Here is a 24,001-nt window from a genome sequence, read left to right on the forward strand (position 1 = left end):
GTCGGGCGGAGGGCAGGTCGGGAGGGCCGGCCGGGCGGCCCCCGGCGAGCCCACCCCGCACTCGGGCCTCAGGCCTTCGGCGCGCCCGGCTTCTCGACCGGCAGGAGCTCGGCGTCGCGGACCTCGATGCCGTCGCCCTCGACGTAGCCGAGCTCGGTGACGCGCCCGCTCGCACGCAGGTCCGCCTCCGCGGCCCGCACGCGCTCGAGCTCGTCGGGCAGCCCGACGAGGGTCATGGTGCGCACCTCGGCGCGCATGCCGAGCTTGGCCTCGGACTTGACCTTGCGCACCGCGGCGAGCGCCTCGCCGACTGTCGCGAGCAGAGCGGGGTCGCCCCCGGCCGGCAGCGCGTCGCGCGTCGGCCAGGACTGGCGGTGCAGGGAGCCCTCGCCGAACCAGGACCACACCTCCTCCGTGGCGTACGGCAGGAACGGGGCGAGCAGCCGCAGCAGCGTGTCGAGCGCGAGGCGAAGGGCGGCCCGCGCGGACGCGGCCTCCTCCTCGCCCTGGCCACCGTAGGCGCGGTCCTTGACGAGCTCGAGGTAGTCGTCGCAGAACGTCCAGAAGAAGGTCTCGGTGACCTCGAGCGACCGGGTGTAGTCCCACGCCTCGAAGCCGTGCGTGGCCTTGTCGACGACGTCCCCCAGGGCGGAGAGCATCGACAGGTCGAGGGGGTTGGTCACCGCAGCGCGGAGGTCACCGGACACCTCACCGAACCCCAGCGCGAACTTGCTCGCGTTGAGCACCTTGATGGCGAGGCGTCGACCGACCTTCATCTGTCCGGTGTCGTAGGCCGCGTCCGTCCCGAGGCGACCCGAGGCCGCCCAGTAGCGCACCGCGTCGGCGCCGTGCGCGAGGACGACGTCCTCGGGCGTCTCGGCGTTGCCCTTGGACTTGCTCATCTTCTTGCGGTCCGGGTCGAGGATCCAGCCGCTGATCGCGGCGTGACGCCAGGGGGCCACCCCGTGCTCGAAGTACGACCGCGTCACGGTGGCGAAGAGCCAGGTCCGGATGATGTCGTGGCCCTGGGGGCGCATGTCGTACGGGAACACCGCCGAGAAGAGCGCCTGGTCGGAGCCGAGCCGGTCCTCCTCGGCGGCGCCGTCGCGCACCGGCCAGCCGGCGGCGATCTGGGGCGTCAGGGATGAGGTCGCCCACGTGTCCATGATGTCGGGGTCGGCCACGAAGCCCCCGGGAACACCGCGCTGGGCCTCCTCGTAACCCTCGGGCACGTCGATCTGCGGGTCGACGGGCAGGGCGGACTCCGGCGCCACGATGGGGTGGTCGTAGTCGGTCTCGCCGTCGGCGGTCACGGGGTACCAGACCGGGAACGGGACGCCGAAGAACCGCTGGCGGCTGATGAGCCAGTCGCCGTTGAGGCCCTCGACCCAGTTCTTGTAGCGCGAGCGCATGAAGGCCGGATGGAAGTCGACGTCGTCACCCATCCCGACGAGCTTGGAGCGCAGGGCCTCCTCACGGCCGCCGTTGCGGATGTACCACTGGCGCGAGGTGACGATCTCGAGGGGCTTGTCGCCCTTCTCGTAGAAGTTGGCCTTGCGCTGGGTCTTCTGCGGCTCGCCGTCGAGGTCCCCGGACTCGCGCAGCGCCGCCACGACGGCCTCGCGCGCGCTGAAGGTGGTCTTCGTCGCGAGCTGCTCGGCGTAGAGCCGCTCGCCGGGGCCGCCCGCGATCCACTCGGGCGTCTCGGCCTGCAGGCGCCCGTTGCGGGTGACGAGCGAGCGGATCGGCAGCTGCAGCTCGCGCCACCACAGCACGTCGGTGAGGTCGCCGAACGTGCAGCACATGGCGATGCCGGCGCCCTTGTCCATCTCGGCCGCGGCGTGGGCGAGCACCGGCACCTCGACGCCGAACAAGGGGGAGGTGACCGTCGTGCCGAACAGCGGCTGGTAGCGCTCGTCGTCGGGGTGGGCGATGAGGGCGACGACCGACGGGATGAGCTCCGGTCGCGTCGTCTCGATGTGGACCGGCTCGGCCCCGGCCCGGTGGAACGCGACCCGGTGGAAGGCTCCCGGGTAGTCGCGGGCCTCGAGCTCGGCCTGGGCCACGGCGGTCTGGAACGTCACGTCCCAGAGGCCGGGCGCCTCGGACTGGTAGGCCTCCCCGCGCGCGAGGTTGCGCAGGAACGCCTGCTGGGCCACGGCGCGGGAGCGCTCGTCGATGGTCCGGTAGGAGATGTTCCAGTCGAGCGAGAAGCCGAGGCGGCGGAAGAGCGACTCGAAGGCGACCTCGTCCTCGACGGTGAGCACGTCGCACAGCTCGATGAAGTTCTTGCGGCTGATCGGCTGCTGGTCGGCGGCCTTGATCGCCTTGCCCCTGGCGTCGACGCCCTCGGAGAACGGCGGCTCGTAGCCCTCGACGTACGGCAGCGTGGCGTCGCCGCGCACGCCGTAGTAGTTCTGCACCCGGCGCTCGGTGGGCAGGCCGTTGTCGTCCCAGCCGATGGGGTAGAACACCTCGAGGCCCCGCATCCGCTTGTAGCGCGCCATGCAGTCGGTGTGCGTGTACGAGAACACGTGGCCGACGTGCAGGCTGCCGGACGCGGTGGGCGGGGGCGTGTCGATGGCGAAGACCTGCTCGCGCGGCAGCGCCAGAGCGCGCTCACGGTCGAAGGCGTAGGTCTGCTCGTCCTTCCATACCTGCATCCACTTCTCCTCGAGGCCGTCGAGCGTGGGACGCTCGGGGATCCGCGAGGTCGTGGGTGCAGGTGCGTCAGTCATGCACCAATCCTTCCATGTGGCCCACCATGCCCTCGACCGCCTTCCGGGTCGCCGACGCGGCAGGGCAGAGTGTCCCCATGGAACCGGTCTACTCGTCGGTCATCGGGTTCGCGCGGGGCCTGTTCGCCATGCAGGGGCTGCGGTTCACCATCCTCGGGGAGGAGAACGTCCCTCGGGTCGGCGGCGCCGTCATGGCGGTCAACCACATCGGCTACCTCGACTTCGCGTACGCCGGGCTGGCCGCCCGGAGGTCGGGCCGGCTGGTGCGGTTCATGGCCAAGGACGGCGTCTTCAGCCACCCCGTCAGCGGTCCGCTCATGCGCGGCATGCACCACATCCCGGTCGACCGCACGGCAGGCGCGGCGTCGTACGCGGCGGCCGTCGAGGCGCTGCGCGCCGGCGAGATCGTCGGCGTCTTCCCCGAGGCCACGATCTCGCGGTCCTTCGAGCTCAAGGCCTTCAAGAACGGCGCGGCCCGGATGGCGTCCGAGGCCGGCGTGCCCCTCCTGCCGACGGTCGTCTGGGGCTCGCAGCGGGTCTGGTCCAAGGGGCTGCCGCGCCGGCTCGGCCGGACGAACGTGCCCATCCTCGTCAACGTCGGCGAGCCGGTCCCGGTGGTCCGCGACGCCGACCCGGACGAGGTCACGCAGCGCTACAAGGCCGTCATGCAGGAGCTGCTCGACATCTCCCGCGCCGCCTACGAGCCGCTGCGCGGGGCGGACCTGCGCTACCTGCCGGCCAGCCTCGGCGGCACCGCTCCCACGCTCCAGGAGGCCGACCGGCTCGACGCCGAGGAGGCGCAGGAGCGGCGCCGTCGGGCCGACGAGCGCCTGGGCTTCGGCTCCGACGACTGACGCGGGGGACCGCCGGTCGGGCCGCCGGTCCGCCGCTTCGGCCCGTCGGACGGGTGCGCGGCGGCGCGGTAGCGTTCCGCGCATGGCTCGTCAGGCTCGTCAGCGCGTCCCAGAGGGTCCGGCCCCGGACCCGGTGGTCCAGCGCCTCCGCATCCGCTACACCAAGCGCGGACGCCTGCGCTTCACCTCGAGCCGCGACTTCCAGCGGGCGCTCGAGCGGGCCCTGCGCCGGGCCGACGTGCCGATGGCCTTCTCGGCGGGGTTCCACCCGCACCCGAAGATCAGCTACGCCAACGCGGCCGCCACCGGGACGGCGAGCGAGGCGGAGTACGTCGAGATCGCCGTCACCGCGCGCGTCGACCCCGAGTCGGTCCGCGTCGCGCTCGACGAGGCGCTGCCCGACGGCATCGACATCGTCCAGGTCGTCGAGGCGCCCGCGGGGGCGCTGGCCGACCGGCTGCAGGCCAGCGACTGGCTCCTCGTCTTCGCGGGGGTTCCGCTCGAGGTGCTCGCCACCGCGGTCGAGGCGCTCCTCGCCCGTGAGGCGGCCGAGGTGACCCGCCTGACGAAGTCGGGGCCCCGGACCTTCGACGTCCGCGGCGCGATCGTGGCCGCCCGCACCGGTCGCGCGGGCGACGTGGCGGCGGACGACACGCCCTCGGCGGTCCTCGCCTCGCTCGCCATCCCGGCGGACTGTGCGATACTGCGCATGGTCGTACGACACACCACACCTGCCGTACGCCCCGACGACATTCTGACCGCGCTGCGTGAGATCGCCGACCTGCAGCCTCCGCGTCCGCCCCTGGTGACGCGTCTGGCGCAGGGACCGCTCGACACCGCAACCGCGAGGGTGGCCGACCCGCTGACATGACCAAACCAGGCATGACGACGAACCGGCTGCCGACGAGAACGCCGACGGCACGAGGGACCGGGGCCGCGCCCAGCGCGAACCGGGACCGGGTGTAACGCATCGACTTCCGTCCCGGGCAACGGGACGACAGGAACCGCGTTTCGAGCGGTGGCGACGGCTCAGGCCGCGGTGTGGGTCACACCGCTCCTGACGGGAGGCTGCCGGATGGCACCCAACGACACCACTGCTTCGACCGAGACCACCGAGGGCACCGAGGGCGGGGCCGGCCCGAACCTCTTCGACGCCGAGGCGGCGGCGCCTGCCGCCGACGCGCCCGCTGCCACGCCACGCAAACGGGCCTCGCGCCGCGTCACGAAGAAGGCGGCCGCGCCCGCGCCCGCAGACTCCGACCCCTCGGAGGCCGGGGGGTCCACGCGGGCCGCTGAGCCGACCGAGGACGCCGCTCCGACGCGCCCGCCGCGCAAGCGTGCGAGCCGGGCGGCGAAGGCGGCCGCCTCCGCGGACGCCCCGAAGGCGACGCGAACCCGGCGCACGAAGGCGGCGGCCGGACGCGACGCCGCCGACGGTCGCGACACCGGGGACGGCGGCGACACCGGGGACCGCAGCGAGGCCGCCGGCACCGCCGCGCCCGCGTCCGACGCCCCGGCCGGGGAGACCGGCGAGAGGACGGACGGCAGCGACCGCGCCGCCGCAGCCCTCGAGGAGCTCGTCGCGAGCGTCGACGCCCGGGGCTCCCTCGACGCGTCCATCGACGCGTCCGTCGACGAGCTCGACGATGCTGTCCACCCCGATGAGGACGAGGAGGACGAGGAGAGCGAGGAGGGCGGGGAGCAGGCCGCCGACCCGCTGGCGGTGGTCCCGAGCTTCAGCGTCCTCTTCCAGGCACCCGACACGAGCAGCGTCCCCACGCGTCGCACGCGCACCCGCCGGCCCGAGCCCGAGGAGCAGGCCACGGCCGACGAGCACGAGGTGCCCGCCGACGCCGATGCCGACCACCACGAGGACGAGGCGGACGAGCGCCCCGAGGCCGGCACCGAGGACGCCACGGCGCGTCGCTCGCGCCGTCGCCGCGGGGGCAAGGGGCGTCGCGGCCGCGGCTCGGAGGCCGACGGCGGTGACGAGCTCGAGGACTCCGCGGACGAGCCGACGGACGAGTCCACCGACGAGGCCACGGACCACGAGCCCTCGCCCGAGCCGGAGACCGGCCGTGGCCGTCGCCGCCGCAGCCGTTCCGCGGCGGACGTCAAGGAGGCCCGGGACACCCGCGACGCGGACGTCTCCGGGGACGAGGCCGCGGCCGATGACGATTCCGAGGGTGACGAGGAGACGGGCTCGAGCCGCCGCCGGCGCCGCCGGCGCCGTGCCGGGTCGACCGCGGACTCGTCCGACGAGACCCCCGGCGTCTCGACCCGTGTGCGCCAGCCGCGCAGCGACGAGCCGGTCGCCGTCAAGGGCTCGACCCGCCTCGAGGCCAAGAAGCAGCGTCGGCGCGAGGGCCGTGAGGCCGGCCGCCGTCGCACGATCATCACCGAGGCCGAGTTCCTGGCCCGGCGCGAGGCCGTCGACCGCGTCATGGTCGTGCGCAACAAGGACGGCCGCACCCAGATGGGCGTCCTCGAGGACGGCGTCCTCGTCGAGCACTACATCGACCAGGCCACCAACGTCTCGATGGCCGGCAACATCTACCTCGGCCGCGTCCAGAACGTGCTGCCCTCGATGGAGGCGGCGTTCGTCGACATCGGCAAGGGCCGCAACGCCGTGCTCTACGCCGGCGAGGTCAACTGGGACGCCGCCGGCCTGGAGTCCGGCCAGCCCAAGCGCATCGAGAACGCGCTGAGCTCGGGCCAGACCGTCCTCGTCCAGGTGACGAAGGACCCGATCGGCCACAAGGGCGCGCGCCTCACCTCGCAGATCTCGCTGCCGGGCCGCTACCTCGTCTACGTGCCGAACAGCTCGATGACCGGCATCAGCCGCAAGCTGCCCGACACCGAGCGGGCCCGCCTCAAGAAGATCCTCCGGGAGGTCGTGCCCGACACCGCCGGCGTCATCGTGCGCACCGCCGCCGAGGGCGCGAGCGAGGAGGAGCTGCGCGCCGACGTCGAGCGCCTGACGTCGACGTGGGAGGACATCCAGGCCAAGGCCGAGGCGGCCTCGACCCCGCGCGCCGGCAAGAGCAAGGGCAAGAAGAAGAACGGTGGCACCGGGTCCGCGACCGGCGGCTCGGCCCCTCTGCTCCTGCACGGCGAGCCGGACCTCACGGTCCGGGTCATCCGCGACGTCTTCAACGAGGACTTCAAGCAGCTCGTCGTCTCCGGCGAGCAGGCCTGGCAGGAGATCCACCCGTACATCTCGTCGGTGGCCCCCGACCTCGCCGACCGGGTCACGAAGTGGACCTCCGAGGAGGACCTCTTCGCCCACCACCGCGTCGACGAGCAGCTGTCCAAGGCCATGGACCGCAAGGTGTGGCTGCCCTCCGGCGGCTCGCTCGTCATCGACCGCACCGAGGCGATGACCGTCGTCGACGTCAACACCGGCAAGTTCGTCGGCTCGGGCGGCAACCTCGAGGAGACGGTCACCAAGAACAACCTCGAGGCGGCCGAGGAGATCGTGCGCCAGCTGCGGCTGCGCGACATCGGCGGCATCATCGTCATCGACTTCATCGACATGGTCCTCGAGAGCAACCGCGACCTCGTCGTGCGACGCCTGCTCGAGTGCCTCGGCCGGGACCGGACCAAGCACCAGGTCGCCGAGGTGACCTCGCTCGGCCTGGTCCAGATGACGCGCAAGCGGGTCGGGTCCGGCCTCATCGAGGTCTTCTCGCACGTGTGCGAGCACTGCAACGGCCGCGGCTACGTCATCCACACCGACCCGGTCGACAAGGGCGCCCACCAGCAGCCCGAGTCCGCCGGTGAGAGCCGTCGCCGCGGCGGACGTGCCTCGGGTGGCTCGGGTGGCTCGGGTGGCTCGGGCGGTTCGGGGGCCGGTTCGAACGGTGGGTCGACCGGCGCCGGCGGGTCCGACCATGCCGCGCCTGCCGACGCGCACCGGCCGTCCGGCCCGACGGCGGCCCAGATCGCCGCCGCCGCTCACGCGGCCGCGGTCAAGGGCGCGGCCGTGGCCGCCGACCAGATCGAGCGGCTCGAGCACGCCGTCGAGTCGGCCGAGGGGCACCCCGACCTGGCGCGCGTCGGGGGGCACGACCCGGCGTCGGTCGACGGGCACCCGCACGTCGTCGCCGCGCCGGCGGAGCGCCCGCAGGCGGAGCAGCAGCAGCAGCCCGCCCAGCCGACGGAGTCCACGCAGCCCGCGCAGCCGACGCAGCCGACGCAGCCGACGCAGCCGACGCAGCCGACGCAGACGGCGCAGCCGACGCAGCCGACGCAGACGGCGACCCGGGGCCGACGCCGCCGCGGCCGTGTCGTCGCCCCGGCCGGCCCGCCACGCGGCGGCGCCGGTGACGGGTCGGACGGCTCCGGCCCCGCCTGACCTCGGTTTGGAGCAGCACCGCCCCAGCCGTTAGTCTTGATCCTTGGTGCGCCCACCGGGCCCGTGTTGACGGGCCGGTTCCGAAAGTGGCGATCCACCCCTGAACGAAGAGAGTGAGTTTCACTGTGTACGCGATTGTTCGCGCTGGCGGTCGCCAGGAGAAGGTGTCGGTGGGCGACGTCCTGCTCATCGACAAGGTGACGGGTCAGCCCGGCGACGCCGTCGAGCTCACGCCGCTGCTCCTCGTCGACGGCACGACCGTGACGTCGGATGCCGCGAAGCTGTCGAAGGCGTCGGTCACCGCCGAGGTCGTGAAGGCCGCGAAGGGCCCGAAGATCACGATCATGAAGTACAAGAACAAGACCGGCTACAAGAAGCGTCAGGGCCACCGCCAGCCGCTGACCCAGGTCAAGATCACCGCGATCGACGCCTGACCGGGCCGACACAGACCTCACAAGGAGCAACGACATGGCACACAAGAAGGGTGCGTCCTCGACCCGCAACGGTCGTGACTCGAACGCACAGCGACTCGGCGTCAAGCGCTTCGGCGGCCAGCAGGTCAACGCCGGCGAGATCCTCGTCCGTCAGCGCGGCACGCACTTCCACCCGGGTGAGGGTGTCGGCCGCGGTGGCGACGACACGCTGTTCGCCCTCGTCGCCGGCGCCGTCAAGTTCGGCAGCAGGCGCGGCCGCAAGACCGTCAGCATCGAGCCGGTCGAGGTTGCCGCTGCGGAGTGACGCTCCTGTCACAGCAGACCTCGTGGAAGGGCGGGCCGCGCTGGCCCGCCCTTTCGCATGTCCGCCGCATCCGGCCCGCGTGACCCACCGAGCCGACCACCCCGATCTGGAAGAGTGAACCCATGGCAGTGACCTTCGTCGACCGTGTCGTGCTGCACCTGGCAGCCGGCAACGGTGGCCACGGTGTCGCGTCGGTCCACCGTGAGAAGTTCAAACCGCTCGGCGGGCCGGACGGCGGCAACGGGGGGCACGGCGGGTCGGTCGTGCTCCGCGTCGACCCGCAGGCCACGACGCTGCTCGACTACCACCGCCACCCGCATCGCAAGGCCGGCAACGGCGCACCCGGTGCGGGCGACGAGCGCAACGGCGCCGACGGCGCCGACCTCGTCCTGCCGGTGCCCGAGGGCACGGTCGTCAAGGACGCGTCGGGCGGCATCGTGGCCGACCTCGTCGGCATGGGCACCGAGCACGTCGTGGCCCGCGGTGGTCGGGGCGGGCTCGGCAACAAGGCGCTGGCGTCGACCCGACGCAAGGCGCCGGGCTTCGCGCTGCTGGGGGAGCCGGGGGAGGAGATCGACGTCGTCCTCGAGTTGAAGACGCTCGCCGATGTCGCCCTGATCGGTTTCCCCAGCGCGGGCAAGTCCTCGCTCGTGTCGGTGCTGTCGGCGGCCCGGCCGAAGATCGCCGACTACCCGTTCACGACGCTCGTTCCCAACCTCGGCGTCGTCACGGCCGGCTCGAGCCGCTTCACCGTCGCCGACGTGCCCGGCCTCATCCCCGGTGCCCACGAGGGCAAGGGCCTGGGCCTGGAGTTCCTGCGCCACGTCGAGCGCTGCTCGGTGCTCGTCCACGTCATCGACTGCGCGACGCTGGAGCCGGGCCGCGACCCGATGACCGACCTCGACGTCATCGAGAACGAGCTGTCGCTCTACGTGCCCGACGCCGACCTCGGTGGCCGCCCCATCTCCGAGCGCACCCGTGTCGTCGTCCTCAACAAGGCCGACGTGCCCGAGGCCCGCGAGCTCGCGGAGCTGGTCAAGCCCGACCTCGAGGCACGCGGCCTTGAGGTGTTCGTCGTGTCGGCGGTCGCCCACCTGGGCCTGAACGAGCTGACGTACGCCCTCGCGCGCCATGTCGAGGCGGCGCGCAAGGAGATCGAGGCCGAAGCGGCCCTGCCCAAGCGGGTCGTGCTGCGTCCGCGGTCGGTCGACGACCAGGGCTTCGCGGTGACGAGGGAGAACGGCCCCGACGGACCGTTCTACCGGGTCACCGGCGAGCGGCCGGTCCGCTGGGTGCGCCAGACCGACTTCAGCAACGACGAGGCCGTCGGCTACCTCGCCGACCGCCTCGCGCGCCTCGGCGTCGAGGAGCAGCTGTACAAGGTCGGCGCGGTCGCGGGCGACACCGTCGTCATCGGCGCCACCGACGACGCCGTCGTCTTCGACTGGGAGCCCACGCTGCAGTCCGGTGCCGAGCTGCTCGGCGTGCGCGGCAGCGACCTGCGCCTCGCCGACAGCGCCCGCCCGACGCGCGACGAGAAGCGCGAGGCGATGCGGGACCGGTACGCCGCCCGCGCCGCGACGCAGGAGGAGCTCGACGCCGAGCGTCGTTCCGGCCTCTGGCACCTGCGCGACGAGGAACCGGGCGACGCCTGACGGTCCGCCCGTAGGGTGGGCGCATGAGCTCGTGGGGCGCGCTGCTGCGTCGCGGTCACCTCGGCACGCAGGCCGACCGCGCCGCGTACCGGACGCTGCACACGGCGCTGCTCGCGTCGCCGCCGTTGCGGGCGGGCCTGACGCCCCAGTCGGCGGAGCGCTCGCTCAAGCACCTGCGCTCGCTGCTCGGTGCGCCGGCCGTCGCGATGACCGACACGACCCGGCTGCTGGCCTGGGAGGGCGGCAAGGCGCACCACTCCACCCAGCCGGTGCCGGTCGCGGCCGGCACGCTCCAGCACGGCCGGGCCACCGTCGTCGGGGGTCCGGACGTCGCGTGCGCCGAGCCCTCGTGCATCGTGCGGCAGGCCGTCGTGGCGCCGCTCGACGTCGACGAGAAGGTCGTCGGCACCCTGCAGGTCTTCACCGACCAGGCCTCGGCGAGCCTGGTCCGCGCGACGAACGAGGTGGCCCGGTGGGTGTCCGGGCAGCTCGAGCTCGCCGAGCTCGACGCGTCCCGGACCCGCCTCATGGAGGCCGAGGTCCGGGCGCTGCGGGCCCAGATCAGCCCGCACTTCGTCTACAACTCGCTGACCGCCATCGCCTCGTTCACCCGCACCGACCCGGAGCGGGCCCGTGAGCTGCTCCTCGACCTCGCCGAGTTCACCCGGTACTCCTTCCGGCGGCACGGCGAGTTCACGACGCTGGCCGAGGAGCTGCGCTCGATCGAGGCCTACCTCGTCATCGAACGGGCCCGCTTCGGCGACCGGCTCACGGTGACCGTGCGGGTCGCGCCCGAGGTGCTGCCCGTCGTCGTGCCGTTCCTGTGCCTCCAGCCGCTCGTCGAGAACGCCGTGCGTCACGGCATCGAGGGCCGCGCGGGGCCGGGGGAGATCAGCATCCTTGCCCAGGACGTCGACCAGGAGTGCGTTGTGACGATCGAGGACAACGGCGTCGGAGAGGATCCCGAGCGCGTGCGCCGCGTGCTGTCCGGCGACCCGGCGAGCGACTCGGTGGGCCTGGCCAACGTCGACGAGCGGCTGCGCGCGGCCTACGGAGACGAGTACGGTCTCGTCGTCGAGACCGCCCGCGGCGCGGGGACCAAGGTCGTCGTCCGGCTTCCGAAGTTCAGGCCCGGGGTGCACGTGTGAGGCGAGGATGAACGACCCAGGCCTGCGGGTGCTGGCCGTCGACGACGAGGCGCCGGCGCTGGACGAGCTCGTGTGGATGCTCGGGCGGCACGCGTCCGTCAGCCAGGTCGTGCCCGCCCAGTCCGGTGAGGCGGCCCTGCGCGTCCTGCACGACCAGCAGGTCGACGCGATCTTCATGGACGTGCAGATGCCGGGCCTGAGCGGCCTCGACCTCGCCCGGGTCCTCGCGCGGTTCACGACCCAGCCCCCGGTCGTCTTCGTCACGGCCCACGAGCAGCACGCGGTCGACGCGTTCGAGCTCAACGTCGTCGACTACCTGCTCAAGCCCGTGCGTGACGACCGCCTCGACCAGGCCGTCCGCAAGGTCGTGCGTCGGCTCGACGGGGAGGGGTCCGCCCCGTCCCCGCCCACGGCACCGGACGAGAGCATCGTCGTCGAGCTGGCCGGCGTGAGCCGGCTCGTCCCGCGATCGGAGGTGCTGTACGTCGAGGCGCAGGGCGACTACGCCCGCCTGCACACGGCCACAGGCAGCCACCTCGTGCGGGTCCCGCTGACGACGCTCGCCGACCAGTGGCGAGAGGCGGGGTTCGTGCGGATCCACCGGTCCTCGCTCGTGTCGCTGGCGCACATCACCGAGTGGCGCACCGAGTCCGGGCGCACGACCGTCGTCGTGGGCGGCCACGAGCTCGTCGTCAGCCGCCGGCACACGCGCGCGCTGCGCGACGTGCTCGTCCGCCGGGCCCAGCCCCGGGGCCGGACGTGACCCCGCTCGGGCCGGGCACCCCTGACGCCGCCCCGCCGTCGCGGGTCCGGGTCACCAGCCCACGCACGGCGGCGGCCCGCACGCGGGCGACCTCGATCGCCTCGGAGATCGACGAGCAGACGCCGCTCGGCGAGGTCTACATCACCTCGCTCATGCGCAGCCAGCTGCGTCTCGCCCTCGGCGTGGCGGCCGTGGTGGCCGTGACGCTCGGTGGGCTGCCGCTGCTGTTCCGGCTGTGGCCCGAGCTCGGACGCGTGCACGTGCTCGGCGTGCCCGTGCCGTGGGTGCTCCTCACGGTCGTCGCCTTCGTCGAGATCCTCGTGCTCGGCCGGGTCTACGTCCGTCAGGCCGAGCGCAACGAGGAGAGCTTCAGCGACCTCCTCGACGGGCGCTGAGGAGCGAGCCGGTGAACAGCGCTGTCAGCATCGTGGCGGTCGTCGTCGTGTCGCTCGCCTCGCTCGCGGTCGGGGCTTTCGGGCTGCGCCTGTCGCGTACCATGAGCGACTTCTACGTCGCCTCCCGCGGCGTCAGCCCCGTCCTCAACGCGTCGGCCATCAGCGGCGAGTACCTCTCTGCAGCGAGCTTTCTCGGCGTCGCCGGCCTCATCGTGGCGCGTGGTGTCGACATGCTCTGGCTGCCGGTCGGCTGGACCGCGGGGTACCTGCTGCTGCTCGTCTTCGTCGCGGCGCCGCTGCGCCGGTCGGGGGCCTACACCCTGCCCGACTTCGCGCAGCTGCGCCTCGAGTCGCTCGCCGCCCGGCGTCTGTCGAGCCTGCTCGTCGTCGGCATCGGCGTGCTCTACCTCATCCCGCAGTTCCAGGGCGCGGGCCTGACTCTGCGGACGCTCACCGGGGCACCGTCGTGGGTGGGTCAGCTCGTCGTCGCGTTCGTCGTGTGCCTGAGCGTCCTGCCGGGCGGGATGCGCAGCGTCACGCTCGTGCAGGCGTTCCACTACTGGCTCAAGCTCGTCGCCCTGCTGACGCCGCTGTTCTTCCTCGTCGGGGCGTTCGCGAGCCGGGACCGCTCGACCGGCGTCGGCACCCTCGACGTCGCGGACTGGGTCGAGCCGCTGCGCGGGGAGAACGCGCTGTACCTCACGTACTCGCTCGTCCTCGCGACGTTCCTCGGCACGATGGGGCTGCCGCACGTCGTCGTTCGCTTCTACACCAACCGCGACGGACGCGCCGCGCGTCGCACGACCCTCGTCGTCCTGGCTCTGTTGTCCGGGTTCTACCTGTTGCCGGTGCTCTACGGGGTGCTCGGGCGCTCGGTCGCCGCGGACCTCGTCGCCAGCGGCCGCGCCGACTCGGTCGTCCTCCAGCTGCCGAGCCGGCTGCTCGAGGGACCGGCCGCGCAGGGGCTCACCGCGCTGCTGGCAGCGGGCGCGTTCGCCGCGTTCCTGTCCACCTCGACCGGCCTCGTCGTATCAGTGGCCGGCGTCCTGAGCCAGGACCTCGTCCGGTGGGGGTCCGGGCACCGGCAGGGCATCGCGTCCTTCCGCGTCTCCACCGTCATCGCCGTCGTCCTCGCGGTCCTGCTCACCGTCGCCTCGGCGGGCGTGCCGGTGGCCCACGCCGTCGAGCTGGCCTTCGCCGTCGCGGCGTCGACGTTCTGCCCGATGCTCGTCCTCGGGATCTGGTGGCGCGGCCTGACGGCTCCCGGCGCGATCTGCGGTCTCGTCGTCGGCGGTGGGCTCTCGATGGTCGCCGTCGTCGCGACGACCTTCGGCATCGCGACACAGGGGTGGCTCGGCGTCGTCATGAGCCAGCCGGCCGCCGTCACCGTGCCCGCCGCCTTCGCCACCATGGTCGCGGCCTCGGTCGTGACCCGGTCCCGGCGCCCGGAGCACGTGGCGCGCACCATGGTGCGGCTGCACGCCCCGGAGCACCTGCACCTGGACCGCGGGTCGTTCCACCCCGTCGGGTCGACCGCTCAGCGCACGAACGTGGCCGCTCGTCGCGGGTGAGTCCGCGCACGGCGAGCCGGTGCTGCCGCTCGGCGACGTCCGGAACGCCGGAGGATCCGTGACGGCCCGGACGCTCCTACCTTTGCAGTCGCCGGTCCCGTGACCGGCGAGCGGAACGACAGCGACGTCGGTTCACGACCTGCCCGGGCGAGCTCCGGCCGTCCTCGTCGTCCTGCGAGCACACCGACCCGCCCAACGCCAGGCCTCGTCGCCAGGCCAGTCATCCGGAGGTGGCCCGTGAGCAGAGAAGCTCCGCCGCGTGTGGCCGACGACCCCAACGTCGCCATGCAGGACTCGGCCGAGTTCGCCGCTTTGCGAACCAAGTTCCGCCGTTTCGTGTTCCCCCTGACCGCGCTGTTCCTCGCGTGGTACTTCCTCTACGTCTTCCTCGCCGTGTGGGCCAAGGGGTTCATGTCCACGCGCCTGGTCGGCAACATCACGTGGGGCCTGGTCCTCGGCCTCCTCCAGTTCGTCTCGACCTTCGTCATCACGATGGTCTATGCGCGCTGGGCCGACCGCGAGTTCGACCCCGCCGCAGAGGCCCTCGCCCAGAAGATGGGAGGGCACCACAAGTGAGCGCCGTCGCCACGTCCGCCACCGTCGTCTCGTTCGCGCCCGCCGCCACCACGGTCGGCAACCCGGCGATCAACATCGGCATCTTCGCCCTGTTCGTCGTCGTCACCCTCGCCATCGTCATCCGCGCCTCGCGCAACAACCGCAGCGCCGCCGAGTACTACGCGGGCGGGCGCGCCTTCAGCGGTCGCCAGAACGGCATCGCCATCGCGGGCGACTACCTGTCGGCCGCGAGCTTCCTCGGCATCGCCGGAGCCATCGCCCTCAACGGGTACGACGGCTTCCTCTACTCGATCGGCTTCCTCGTCGCCTGGCTGGTGGCCCTGCTGCTCGTGGCCGAGCTGCTCCGCAACGTCGGCAAGTACACGATGGCCGACGTGCTCAGCTTCCGGCTGCGCCAGCGTCCCGTGCGCATCGCGGCCGCGATCTCCACCCTGGTCGTGTCGTTCTTCTACCTGCTGGCGCAGATGGCCGGCGCCGGTGGCCTCGTCGCCCTCCTGCTCGGCGTCGAGGGCGCGGTCGGCCAGCGGGTCGTCATCGCCGTCGTCGGCGTCATCATGATCTTCTACGTCATCTACGGCGGCATGAAGGGCACGACGTGGGTGCAGATCATCAAGGCCGTGCTCCTCATCATCGGCGCCGGCATCATGACCCTGTGGGTGCTCGGCAAGTTCGGCCTCAACCTGTCCCAGCTGCTCGGTGACGCGGCGGCGGCGGCGCCCAAGGCGGCCGACGGTGCCACGCGGGACCTCCTCTCGCCGGGGCTGCAGTACAAGAACCCGATCGACTTCATCTCCCTCGCCATGGCGCTCGTGCTGGGCACGGCCGGTCTGCCGCACGTGCTCATGCGCTTCTACACGGTGCCGACCTCGCGCGAGGCCCGCCGCTCGGTCGTGTGGGCGATCTGGCTCATCGGCATCTTCTACCTGTTCACCCTCGTCCTCGGCTTCGGTGCCGCCGAGCTCGTCGGGGCCAAGGAGATCAAGGCCGCGCCCGGCGCCGTCAACTCGGCCGCGCCGCTGCTCGCCTTCCACCTCGGCGGTGAGATCCTCCTCGGCATCATCTCCGCGGTGGCCTTCGCGACGATCCTCGCGGTCGTCGCCGGTCTGACGATCACGGCGAGCGCGTCGCTGTCCCACGACGTCTACAACACCGTCGTGCGCGACGGGCAGGCGACGCCGGAGGAGGAGGTCAAGGTGGCGCGGATGGCGGCCCTCGTCCTCGGTGCGATCGCCATCGTGGGCGGCATCTTCGCCCTCGGGCAGAACATCGCGTTCCTCGTCGCGCTCGCGTTCGCCATCGCCGCGAGCGCGAACCTGCCGACGATCCTCTACTCGCTGTTCTGGAAGCGGTTCAACACCCGGGGCGCACTCTGGTCGATCTACGGCGGCCTCGTCAGCGCGATCACCCTGATCGTGTTCTCGCCGGTCGTGTCGGGCAAGCCGGTCGACCCGGCCACGGGCAAGAGCCCCTCGATGCTCCAGGGCGTCGACTTCCACTGGTTCCCGCTGGACAACCCGGGCATCATCTCCATCCCGCTCGGCTTCCTGCTCGGGTGGGTGGGCACGGTGACGAGCCGGGAGTTCAACGCCGCCAAGTACGCCGAGATGGAGGTCCGCTCGCTGACCGGCGTCGGCGCCGAGACGGCGACCCACCACTGACCCGCGACCGAGCGGCCACGCGTCCACCGGACGCGTGGCCGCTCGCGTGTCCGCGAGCCCTCCGCGGTCCCGTGCTCGAGGAGCGTCAGAGGAGCGTCAGAGGACGACGAGGTCGTCGCGGTGGATGACCTCGCGCTCGTACTCGGGCCCGAGGTCGCGGGCCAGCTCCCGTGTTGAGCGCCCGAGCAGGGCAGGCAGCTCGGCCGAGCTGTAGTTGACGAGCCCGCGCGCGACGGCCGTGCCGTCGGGTCCACAGACGTCGACGGGGTCGCCCTCGTGGAAGGCGCCCTCGACGGCGACGATGCCGGCGGGCAGCAGCGACTTCTTGCGGTGCACGAGCGCCGCGACGGCGCCGTCGTCGACGATGAGACGCCCGCGTGCCGTCGTCGCGTGCTCGAGCCAGAGCCGGCGGGAGCGTCCGCGGACCCCGATCGGCAGGAAGACCGTGCCGACGTCCCCGCCGGAGAGGACGTCGAGGACCCTGGCGGCGGCGGTCACCGTCGTGACGACGCCGGCCGCCGTCGCGATGCGGGCCGCCTCGATCTTCGTCGTCATGCCGCCGGTGCCCACCTTCGAGCCGCTGCCGCCGATCTCGACGCCGACGAGGTCCTCGGGACCGCGCACGAGGGGGATGCGGGTGGTGCCGGACCGCGAGGGCGGACCGTCGTAGAGCGCGTCGACGTCGGAGAGCAGGACGAGCGCGTCGGCGTCGATGAGGTGGGCGACGAGGGCGGCGAGACGGTCGTTGTCACCGAAGCGGATCTCCGACGTCGCGACGGTGTCGTTCTCGTTGACGATGGGCAGCACGCCCAGGTCGAGGAGGCGCTCGAGGGTGCGGCGGGCGTTGGCGTAGTGGGTCCGCCGCGTGACGTCGTCGGCGGTCAGCAGGACCTGCCCCACGGTGATGCCGTGGACGCCGAACGCCGCGGTGTACCCGGCGAGCAGGGCGCCCTGGCCGACCGAGGCCGCGGCCTGCTGGGTGGCGAGGTCGCGCGGACGGGAGCCGAGGCGCAGGGGGTGGATGCCGGCCGCGATGGCGCCGGAGCTGACGAGGACGACCTGAGTCCCGTCGGCGTGGCGGCCGGCGAGCGCGTCGGACAGCGCGACGAGCCGCTCGTGGTCGATGCCGCCGTCCGGGCCCGTCAGCGAGCTCGACCCCACCTTGACGACGAGCCGTCGGGCGCTGGCGATGACGGATCGGGGTGACACAGCACCGACTGTAGTGAGGCGCCGGGCGGGACCGTCGGCCTGTCCATGGCGGCCCCCGTCGAGTGGGCGCTGCACCCGGCCGTCACGCGGGAGCGGTGACGGGTGCGAGCGCGCGCCCACCCGACGGGACGAGCCGGGGGAGGCGCCGGCCTCGGTCAGGGTGCCTCGACGTAGACGGACGCGCCGAGGTCGAGGAACTGGCGGCCCTTGTCGGCGAGCCCGGCCGCCACGGCGTCGTCGTCGGTCAGCCCCCGCTCGGCCGCGTAGCGTCGGACGTCCTGGCTGATGCGCATCGAGCAGAACTTCGGGCCGCACATGGAGCAGAAGTGCGCCGTCTTGGCCGGCTCGGCGGGCAGCGTCTCGTCGTGGAACGCGCGCGCCGTCTCCGGGTCGAGGGAGAGGTTGAACTGGTCCTCCCAGCGGAACTCGAAACGCGCGCGCGACAGGGCGTCGTCCCAGTCGCGCGCGTAGGGGTGGCGCTTGGCCAGGTCCGCCGCGTGCGCCGCGAGCTTGTACGTGATGACACCCGTCTTGACGTCGTCGCGGTTCGGCAGGCCGAGGTGCTCCTTCGGCGTGACGTAGCAGAGCATCGCCGTGCCGTGCCAGGCGATGTGCGCAGCGCCGATCGCCGAGGTGATGTGGTCGTACCCCGGTGCGACGTCGGTGGCGAGCGGGCCGAGGGTGTAGAACGGCGCACCGTGGCACCAGTCCTGCTGGAGGTCGACGTTCTCCTTGACGAGGTCGAGCGGCACGTGGCCCGGGCCCTCGACCATCACCTGGACGTCGTGGTCCCAGGCCCGCTCCGTCAGCTCGGCGAGGGTGCGCAGCTCGGACAGCTGGGCCTCGTCGTTGGCGTCGGCGGTGCAGCCGGGCCGCAGGCCGTCGCCGAGGCTGAAGGCGACGTCGTAGCGGGCGAGGATCTCGCACAGCTCGTCGAAGTGGGTGTAGAGGAAGTTCTCCTCGTGGTGGGCCAGGCACCAGCCGGCCATGATCGACCCGCCCCGGCTGACGATGCCCGTGATCCGACGGGCCGTGAGCGGCACGTAGCGCAGCAGGACGCCGGCGTGGACGGTCATGTAGTCGACACCCTGCTCGCACTGCTCGACGACCGTGTCGCGGAAGACCTCCCACGACAGCCGTGACGCGTCCCCGTCGACCTTCTCCAGAGCCTGGTAGATCGGCACGGTGCCGATCGGGACCGGTGAGTTGCGCACGACCCACTCGCGGGTCGTGTGGATGTCGTCGCCGGTCGACAGGTCCATGACGGTGTCCGCGCCCCACCGGGTGGCCCACGTCAGCTTCTCGACCTCCTCGGCCACCGAGCTCGTCACCGCGGAGTTGCCGATGTTCGCGTTGACCTTGACGAGGAAGGCCCGCCCGATGACCATCGGCTCGCTCTCCGGGTGGTTGACGTTGGCGGGGATGATCGCGCGTCCCGCGGCGACCTCGCTGCGGACGAGCTCGGCGTCGCAACGCTCGCGGGTGGCGACGAACTCCATCTCCTTGGTCACGACCCCTGCGCGGGCATAGGCCAGCTGGGTGACGCGGCGGCTCCCCTTGGCGCGCAGGGGGTTTCGACGCGTGCCGCGCCACTCGAGGGAGGCCGCCCCACGGCGCACGGCCGTGCGGCCGTCGTCGGCGAGGACGCGTTCCCTGCCGGTGTACTCCTCGGTGTCGCCGCGCTCGGCGATCCACCCGGCTCGCAGCGGCGGCAGGCCCTCCTCGGGCACGCTGCCGGGCCCCGACGTGTCGTAGAGGCGGAACGGGGGGTTGTCACCGGACTGGGTCACCTCGGTGAACGGCACGGCCAGCCCGTGCGGCTCGCTGGGGACGTGCACCTTGGTGCGGGCGGGTCGGTGGGTCGTCATGGACGGGCTCCTCGCTGGGTGGTGGACGGGTGGGGGTGGGTCGTGGTGTGGGCGACGGGGCCGCGTCCCGCGCCGAGACGCCACGCCGCCGAGGCGAGCAGCGCGCGGCGCACGAAGGCCCGGGCGGACCCCACGGCGTCGGGGACGTCGGCGCCGCGGGCCAGGTGGGCAGCGGCGGCCGAGGCGAAGGTGCAGCCGGTGCCGTGGTCGTTGCGCGTCGGCAGCTCGGCGGAGCGCAGGACGTGGTGGCCGGACGAGTCGACGAGCACGTCGACGCGGTCCGTGCCGTCGCGGCAGGTGACGACGCCGCCGGTGACGACGACGGCCCGGCACCCGGTCGACTCCCGGAGGGCGCGGGCCTGCCGCGTCTGGCCGGCGACGTCCGTGGCGGGCCGGCAGCCCAGCAGGACGCCGGCCTCCTCGGTGTTCGGGGTGAGCAGCGTCGCGTGCGGCAGGAGCAGGTCGCGCAGGGCCGCCGGCACCCCGGGACCGGCCAGGGCGTCGCCGCTCGTCGCGACGAGCACGGGGTCGACGACGAGTCGAGGGAGGCGTCCGAGCGCCGCGAAGCCGGCCACGGCCGCCACGACCTCGACGGAGCCGAGCATCCCCACCTTGACCGCCGCCGGCGCAAGGTCGCGCAGGACCGCCTCCACCTGCGCGGCGACGACGTCGGCGGGCACCGCGTGCACCGCGTGCACCCCGGTCGTGTCCTGGACGGTGACGGCGGTGACGGCGCTCGCGCCGTGCACGCCGAGGGCGCCGAACGTCGCGAGGTCGGCCTGCAGGCCCGCGCCGCCACCGGAGTCCGAGCCGGCGACGGTCAGGGCGACGGGTGGCGTGGTGGACGTCATGGCGGGAACCCCCCTGAGGCAGAGACCGACTCGACGATGGCGCGGGTCGCGGCCGTCGGGTCGGCGGCGCGCATCACCGGGCCCATGACGGCGATGCCGTCGGCCCCCGCCTCGAGACAGGCGCCCGCGTTCGACGCGTCGACCCCGCCGAGGGCGAGGACCGCGGGCAGCGTGCGGCGGACGCGTCGGGCGGTGGTCAGGGCCGCGCGCAGCCCGGTGACGCCGAGGGCGGGCCCGTAGCCGGGCTTTGACCGCGTCGGTGCCACGGGCGAGAGCGTCGCGAGGTCGAGCCCGTCGTCGGCCGCTCGCACGAGGTCGGACACCCGGTGGCAGGACCGGCCGACGAGCCGCGCCCCGGCCAGCTCGGGGTCGAGCTCGCGGACCCGGTCGACGTCGCGGCTGGGCAGGTGCACCCCCACCGTGTCGAGCGGCACGGTGAGGTCCGGTGGCAGGGGAGCGGCGACGAGGAGCCCGGCCTGCGCCTCGGCGCAGAGCATCGCCACCGCCTCGACGAGCCGGGCCCGCTCGGGTGCCGGCAGGTCGCGCTCGCGGACGAGGACGCCGTCGGCGCCCCCGTCGAGCGCCAGCGCGACGACGTCGAGCACCGCGCGACCGGCGGGAACCTGGCTGCGGTCGGTGACGACGAGCACGCGTGGCGCGCTCACGCGCCGACCATCCCCTCGAGGGGCGAGGAGGCCCGGGCCAGGTGTCGCCGGGGGACCCGCCCGGCCAGCCGGGCCAGGCGCCCGGCCTCGACGGCGTGCCGCATCGCGGTGGCCATCGCGACCGGGTCCTCGGCCCGGGTCACCGCCGTGGCGAGCAGCACGGCGTCGCACCCGAGCTCCATCGCCCGCGCGGCGTCCGAGGCCGTGCCGATGCCGGCGTCGAGGACGACGGGCACGTCGACGGCGTCGCGGACCAGCTCGATCGCGTGGGGGTTGCGGATGCCGAGCCCGCTGCCGATCGGTGATCCGAGCGGCATGACCGCCGCACAGCCGACGTCGGCGAGCCGACGCGCGACGACCGGGTCGTCGTTCGTGTACGGCAGCACCGTGAAGCCGTCCCGGACGAGCTGCTCCGCCGCGTCGAGGAGCTCGACGACGTCGGGCAGCAGCGTCCGGTCGTCGGCGACGACCTCGAGCTTGACCCAGTCGGTGCCCAGGGCCTCACGGGCGAGCCGTGCCGTGAGCAGCGCCTCCCGGGCGGTGCGGCAGCCGGCCGTGTTGGGCAGCAGCCGGACCCCGGACGCGTCGAGGACGTCGAGCAGGCCACCGGTCCCGCCCCGCGGCACGCGACGCATCGCCACGGTGACCATCTCCGTCCCGGACGCGCGCACGGCGGCCGCGAGCACGTCGTGGCCCGTGGCTCCTCCGGTGCCGAGGACGAGCCTCGACCCGAACGTCGTTCCGCCCAGGACGAAGGGGTCTGCCGGGCCGGCCTGCGCGGCAACGGTTCCCACGTCAGCCACCTTGCAGGGCCGTGACCACCTCGACCCGGGAGCCCACCGGGACGACGGTGCGGGCCCACGCGGACCGCGGGACGACGACGTGGTCGACCGCGACCGCGACACCACGAGGTGGCACCCCGAGGTCCTCGACGAGGTCGTGGACGGTGGCGCCGGGGCGCACGAGGCGCTCCTCGCCGTTGACGTGGACGGTCACGCGTGCTCCTTCGGGTCGGGGGACGGGCAGAGTCGGACGGGGTCGAAGGCGAGGGCCGGCCGCGGGGGTGGGCGGCCGTCGACGTGGGCGGTGACCGTCTCGGCCGTCAGCGGCGCGAGCAGGACGCCGTCCCGACCGTGCCCGGCGGCCACGAGCAGCCCCTCGACGCAGGTCGGGCCCACGAGCGGGAGGTTGTCGGGCGTCGCCGGACGCAGCCGGGCCGTCGCCTCGCGGAAGTCCGCCTCCGCGAGCTCGGGCACGACGTCGACAGCGTCGTGCAGCAGGTCGTGCACGGCACCCGCGGTGACCGTGGTGTCCTCGCCGACGTCCTCGCTCGTGGCCCCGACGACCACCTCGCCGTCCGGTCGCGGTACGACGTACACCTCACGGCCGTGGACCGTGGCACGCACCGTGTGGCCCAGCACGTCGCCGGTGGTGCCCAGCCGGAGCACCTGGCCCTTGAGCGGGCGGACGGGGACCGGGTGGCCGAGGGAGCGGAGGGCGGCCGGTGCCGACCAGCCCGCCGCGACGACGACCACGTCGGCGTCGATGTCGACGTCTGCCGCGGCGCCGCCCGGGCCGAAGCCGGTCCCGACGGGACGTGCCGCGACGGCCCGTCCCTCGTGCAGCACCGGCTCCGCGGCCACGGGCAGCACGGTGCCCCCGTGCGCCACGAACGCGTCTGCGAGCGCCGCGACGACGGCCCGCGGGTCGACGGCGGCCTCCTCGAGACGCAGGGCTCCCGCGACCCGTGGGCTCAGCGCCGGTTCGAGGCGGCGCGCCGCCCGCGCCGTGAGCCGCTCGGCCCGGCAGCCGCGCCGCTCGAGGAGGTGGGCATGACGCGCGAGGTGCGAGGCGTCGTCGGCGTCGAAGGCGACGAGGAGCGTCCCGCGCGGCGCGAGGTCGAGGGGTCGTCCGGCGTCGCGGGCCAGCTGGTCGGCGAACTCGGGCCACGCCCGGGCCGAGACGAGCCCCGCGGACAGGAGGGCGTCCTGGCCGAAGACCGCCTCGCTCGCCGGTGCGACCATCCCGGCCGCCGCGTGGCTGGCGCCCGTGCCGAGGGCCGGGTCGAGCACGGTGACGACGTGGCCGCGTCGGGCGAGCCGCCACGCGCACGACAACCCGATGACCCCGCCGCCGAGGACGGCGACGCGCCGCGCGGGCGCCGGGTTCGGCTCCTCGGCCGTCACGACGCGGCGCCGGTCGACCCGTTCCCGACCGCCGACGCCAGGGGCGTCGACGGGTCGATCGGTGGTGGGGACCCCGAGGGGAGGGGCGGGTTCGTGTCCGCGCCGGCCAGCGCCCGGAGGAGCGCCGCCAGGGACGCGGCCGGGTCGGCCGCGGTGCTCAGTGCGCCCACGACCGCGACGCCGTGCGCCCCGGCCCCGAGCAGCGAGGGGACGCGGGACGCGTCGACGCCCCCGATCGCGACGACGGGCAGCCGGGTCGCGGCCGCGACGGCGGCGACGCCCGCCGGCCCGAGGGGGTCGGGCAGGCCGGGCTTGGTCGTCGTCGCGTACGCCGGACCGACGCCCAGATAGGTGGCCCCCTCCGCCTCGGCGGCACGCGCGGTGGCCGCGTCGCGGGCCGTGGCGCCGACGACGAAGCCGGCCGGGACCAGGGCCCGCACCCGTGCGACCGGAAGGTCCGTGGCACCGAGGTGCACGCCGTCGGCGCCCGCGGCGAGTGCGACGTCGAGGCGGTCGTCGACGAGGACCAGGACGCCGGCCGGCCGGGCGACCGTGAGCACCCGGAGCGTCAGGTCGAGCGCGGCGCGGTCGGTCAGCTCCTTGGCGCGCACCTGCACGGCGAGCGACCGGGGCTCGGGGCAGGCCGCGGCGGCCCGGACCTCGCGCATCGGGTCACGCCCGTCGCGGGTGTCGGTGAGGACGTGGAGCCGGGGGAGGTGCCCCGTCGGGTCGTGCGGCGTCATCGCGTCTCCTTGGTCCCTGCGCCGGC

21 protein-coding genes are annotated in these 24,001 nt (G+C 73.6%); 12 read left to right on the plus strand and 9 right to left on the minus strand.

From position 1 onward, the window contains the following. Positions 1-68: 68 nt before the first annotated feature. Entirely contained in the window at positions 69-2,738 is a 2,670-nt protein-coding gene (valS, locus tag ACR9ZK_RS11630; protein WP_481342077.1) for a valine--tRNA ligase, read from the minus strand. A 77-nt stretch (positions 2,739-2,815) separates the two neighbouring features. Here valS and ACR9ZK_RS11635 point away from each other — a divergent pair, with 77 nt between their 5' ends. The 12 genes from ACR9ZK_RS11635 to ACR9ZK_RS11690 all read left to right on the plus strand — a co-directional run bounded on the left by ACR9ZK_RS11635 (position 2,816) and on the right by ACR9ZK_RS11690 (position 16,453). Beyond that, on the plus strand, positions 2,816-3,592 hold the full coding sequence (locus ACR9ZK_RS11635; RefSeq protein ID WP_481342078.1) for a lysophospholipid acyltransferase family protein: 777 nt from the start codon (positions 2,816-2,818) through the stop codon (positions 3,590-3,592). An 82-nt stretch (positions 3,593-3,674) separates the two neighbouring features. Continuing rightward, positions 3,675-4,463: a TIGR03936 family radical SAM-associated protein gene (locus ACR9ZK_RS11640; protein ID WP_481342079.1), complete on the plus strand. Its 789-nt coding sequence runs from the start codon at positions 3,675-3,677 to the stop codon at positions 4,461-4,463. Between the two features lie 204 nt (positions 4,464-4,667). Beyond that, positions 4,668-7,949 carry an Rne/Rng family ribonuclease gene (locus ACR9ZK_RS11645; RefSeq protein ID WP_481342080.1) on the plus strand — a complete coding sequence of 1,094 codons (3,282 nt, stop codon included), beginning with the start codon at positions 4,668-4,670 and terminating at the stop codon, positions 7,947-7,949. A gap of 125 nt (positions 7,950-8,074) precedes the next feature. Beyond that, positions 8,075-8,383 (plus strand): 50S ribosomal protein L21, encoded by a 309-nt coding sequence (rplU, locus tag ACR9ZK_RS11650; protein ID WP_481342097.1) that lies wholly within the window; start codon positions 8,075-8,077, stop codon positions 8,381-8,383. A gap of 34 nt (positions 8,384-8,417) precedes the next feature. After that, positions 8,418-8,687 (plus strand): 50S ribosomal protein L27, encoded by a 270-nt coding sequence (rpmA, locus tag ACR9ZK_RS11655; protein WP_481342081.1) that lies wholly within the window; start codon positions 8,418-8,420, stop codon positions 8,685-8,687. Positions 8,688-8,809: 122 nt separating this feature from the next. Continuing rightward, positions 8,810-10,342, plus strand: coding sequence for a GTPase ObgE (obgE, locus tag ACR9ZK_RS11660; RefSeq protein ID WP_481342082.1), 1,533 nt, complete (start codon positions 8,810-8,812; stop codon positions 10,340-10,342). A 23-nt stretch (positions 10,343-10,365) separates the two neighbouring features. Further along, positions 10,366-11,490, plus strand: coding sequence for a sensor histidine kinase (locus tag ACR9ZK_RS11665; protein WP_481342083.1), 1,125 nt, complete (start codon positions 10,366-10,368; stop codon positions 11,488-11,490). Positions 11,491-11,497: 7 nt separating this feature from the next. Then, a complete protein-coding gene (locus ACR9ZK_RS11670) occupies positions 11,498-12,253 on the plus strand; it encodes a LytR/AlgR family response regulator transcription factor (RefSeq protein WP_481342084.1) in 756 nt (251 codons plus the stop codon). Continuing rightward, on the plus strand, positions 12,250-12,648 hold the full coding sequence (locus ACR9ZK_RS11675) for a hypothetical protein (protein WP_481342085.1): 399 nt from the start codon (positions 12,250-12,252) through the stop codon (positions 12,646-12,648). Before ACR9ZK_RS11670 ends, ACR9ZK_RS11675 begins: the two co-directional genes overlap by 4 nt. 11 nt (positions 12,649-12,659) lie before the next feature. Continuing rightward, a complete protein-coding gene (locus ACR9ZK_RS11680) occupies positions 12,660-14,219 on the plus strand; it encodes a sodium/solute symporter (protein ID WP_481342087.1) in 1,560 nt (519 codons plus the stop codon). 285 nt (positions 14,220-14,504) lie between these two features. After that, the gene (locus ACR9ZK_RS11685) at positions 14,505-14,795 is read left to right on the plus strand and encodes a DUF485 domain-containing protein (protein ID WP_481342098.1); all 291 of its coding nucleotides are present in this window, start codon (positions 14,505-14,507) and stop codon (positions 14,793-14,795) included. Beyond that, positions 14,792-16,453 carry a solute symporter family protein gene (locus tag ACR9ZK_RS11690; RefSeq protein WP_481342088.1) on the plus strand — a complete coding sequence of 554 codons (1,662 nt, stop codon included), beginning with the start codon at positions 14,792-14,794 and terminating at the stop codon, positions 16,451-16,453. Before ACR9ZK_RS11685 ends, ACR9ZK_RS11690 begins: the two co-directional genes overlap by 4 nt. A gap of 96 nt (positions 16,454-16,549) precedes the next feature. Here ACR9ZK_RS11690 and proB read toward each other — a convergent pair whose 3' ends face one another. From proB to thiE, 8 genes are all read right to left on the minus strand, one after another. Beyond that, entirely contained in the window at positions 16,550-17,662 is a 1,113-nt protein-coding gene (proB, locus tag ACR9ZK_RS11695) for a glutamate 5-kinase (RefSeq protein ID WP_481342089.1), read from the minus strand. Between the two features lie 155 nt (positions 17,663-17,817). Next, on the minus strand, positions 17,818-19,530 hold the full coding sequence (gene thiC, locus ACR9ZK_RS11700) for a phosphomethylpyrimidine synthase ThiC (RefSeq protein WP_481342090.1): 1,713 nt from the start codon (positions 19,528-19,530) through the stop codon (positions 17,818-17,820). Then, positions 19,527-20,381, minus strand: coding sequence for a bifunctional hydroxymethylpyrimidine kinase/phosphomethylpyrimidine kinase (gene thiD / locus ACR9ZK_RS11705; RefSeq protein ID WP_481342091.1), 855 nt, complete (start codon positions 20,379-20,381; stop codon positions 19,527-19,529). The genes thiC and thiD overlap by 4 nt, the downstream gene beginning before the upstream one ends. Further along, on the minus strand, positions 20,378-21,046 hold the full coding sequence (locus ACR9ZK_RS11710; protein ID WP_481342092.1) for a thiamine phosphate synthase: 669 nt from the start codon (positions 21,044-21,046) through the stop codon (positions 20,378-20,380). Before ACR9ZK_RS11710 ends, thiD begins: the two co-directional genes overlap by 4 nt. Beyond that, positions 21,043-21,849: a thiazole synthase gene (locus tag ACR9ZK_RS11715; RefSeq protein ID WP_481342093.1), complete on the minus strand. Its 807-nt coding sequence runs from the start codon at positions 21,847-21,849 to the stop codon at positions 21,043-21,045. Before ACR9ZK_RS11715 ends, ACR9ZK_RS11710 begins: the two co-directional genes overlap by 4 nt. Continuing rightward, positions 21,842-22,042 (minus strand): sulfur carrier protein ThiS, encoded by a 201-nt coding sequence (gene thiS / locus ACR9ZK_RS11720; RefSeq protein WP_481342094.1) that lies wholly within the window; start codon positions 22,040-22,042, stop codon positions 21,842-21,844. The genes ACR9ZK_RS11715 and thiS overlap by 8 nt, the downstream gene beginning before the upstream one ends. Beyond that, positions 22,039-23,232, minus strand: coding sequence for a glycine oxidase ThiO (thiO, locus tag ACR9ZK_RS11725; RefSeq protein ID WP_481342095.1), 1,194 nt, complete (start codon positions 23,230-23,232; stop codon positions 22,039-22,041). Before thiO ends, thiS begins: the two co-directional genes overlap by 4 nt. Further along, positions 23,229-24,001 (minus strand): thiamine phosphate synthase (thiE, locus tag ACR9ZK_RS11730; protein ID WP_481342096.1); only part of this gene is annotated, 773 nt, incomplete at its 5' end. The genes thiE and thiO, both read right to left, overlap by 4 nt.

This window comes from Monashia sp. HAY1-5C (assembly GCF_056755255.1).

Excerpts from the sequence above, each read along its gene's own strand:
- ACR9ZK_RS11665 (WP_481342083.1), top strand. The coding sequence starts at position 10,366 with ATGAGCTCGTGGGGCGCGCTGCTGCGTCGCGGTCACCTCGGCACGCAG.
- obgE (WP_481342082.1), top strand. The coding sequence starts at position 8,810 with ATGGCAGTGACCTTCGTCGACCGTGTCGTGCTGCACCTGGCAGCCGGC.
- ACR9ZK_RS11640 (WP_481342079.1), top strand. The coding sequence starts at position 3,675 with ATGGCTCGTCAGGCTCGTCAGCGCGTCCCAGAGGGTCCGGCCCCGGAC.
- ACR9ZK_RS11635 (WP_481342078.1), top strand. The coding sequence starts at position 2,816 with ATGGAACCGGTCTACTCGTCGGTCATCGGGTTCGCGCGGGGCCTGTTC.
- thiC (WP_481342090.1), bottom strand. The coding sequence starts at position 19,530 with ATGACGACCCACCGACCCGCCCGCACCAAGGTGCACGTCCCCAGCGAG.
- valS (WP_481342077.1), bottom strand. The coding sequence starts at position 2,738 with ATGACTGACGCACCTGCACCCACGACCTCGCGGATCCCCGAGCGTCCC.
- ACR9ZK_RS11670 (WP_481342084.1), top strand. The coding sequence starts at position 11,498 with ATGAACGACCCAGGCCTGCGGGTGCTGGCCGTCGACGACGAGGCGCCG.
- rpmA (WP_481342081.1), top strand. The coding sequence starts at position 8,418 with ATGGCACACAAGAAGGGTGCGTCCTCGACCCGCAACGGTCGTGACTCG.
- ACR9ZK_RS11645 (WP_481342080.1), top strand. The coding sequence starts at position 4,668 with ATGGCACCCAACGACACCACTGCTTCGACCGAGACCACCGAGGGCACC.
- thiD (WP_481342091.1), bottom strand. The coding sequence starts at position 20,381 with ATGACGTCCACCACGCCACCCGTCGCCCTGACCGTCGCCGGCTCGGAC.
- ACR9ZK_RS11685 (WP_481342098.1), top strand. The coding sequence starts at position 14,505 with ATGCAGGACTCGGCCGAGTTCGCCGCTTTGCGAACCAAGTTCCGCCGT.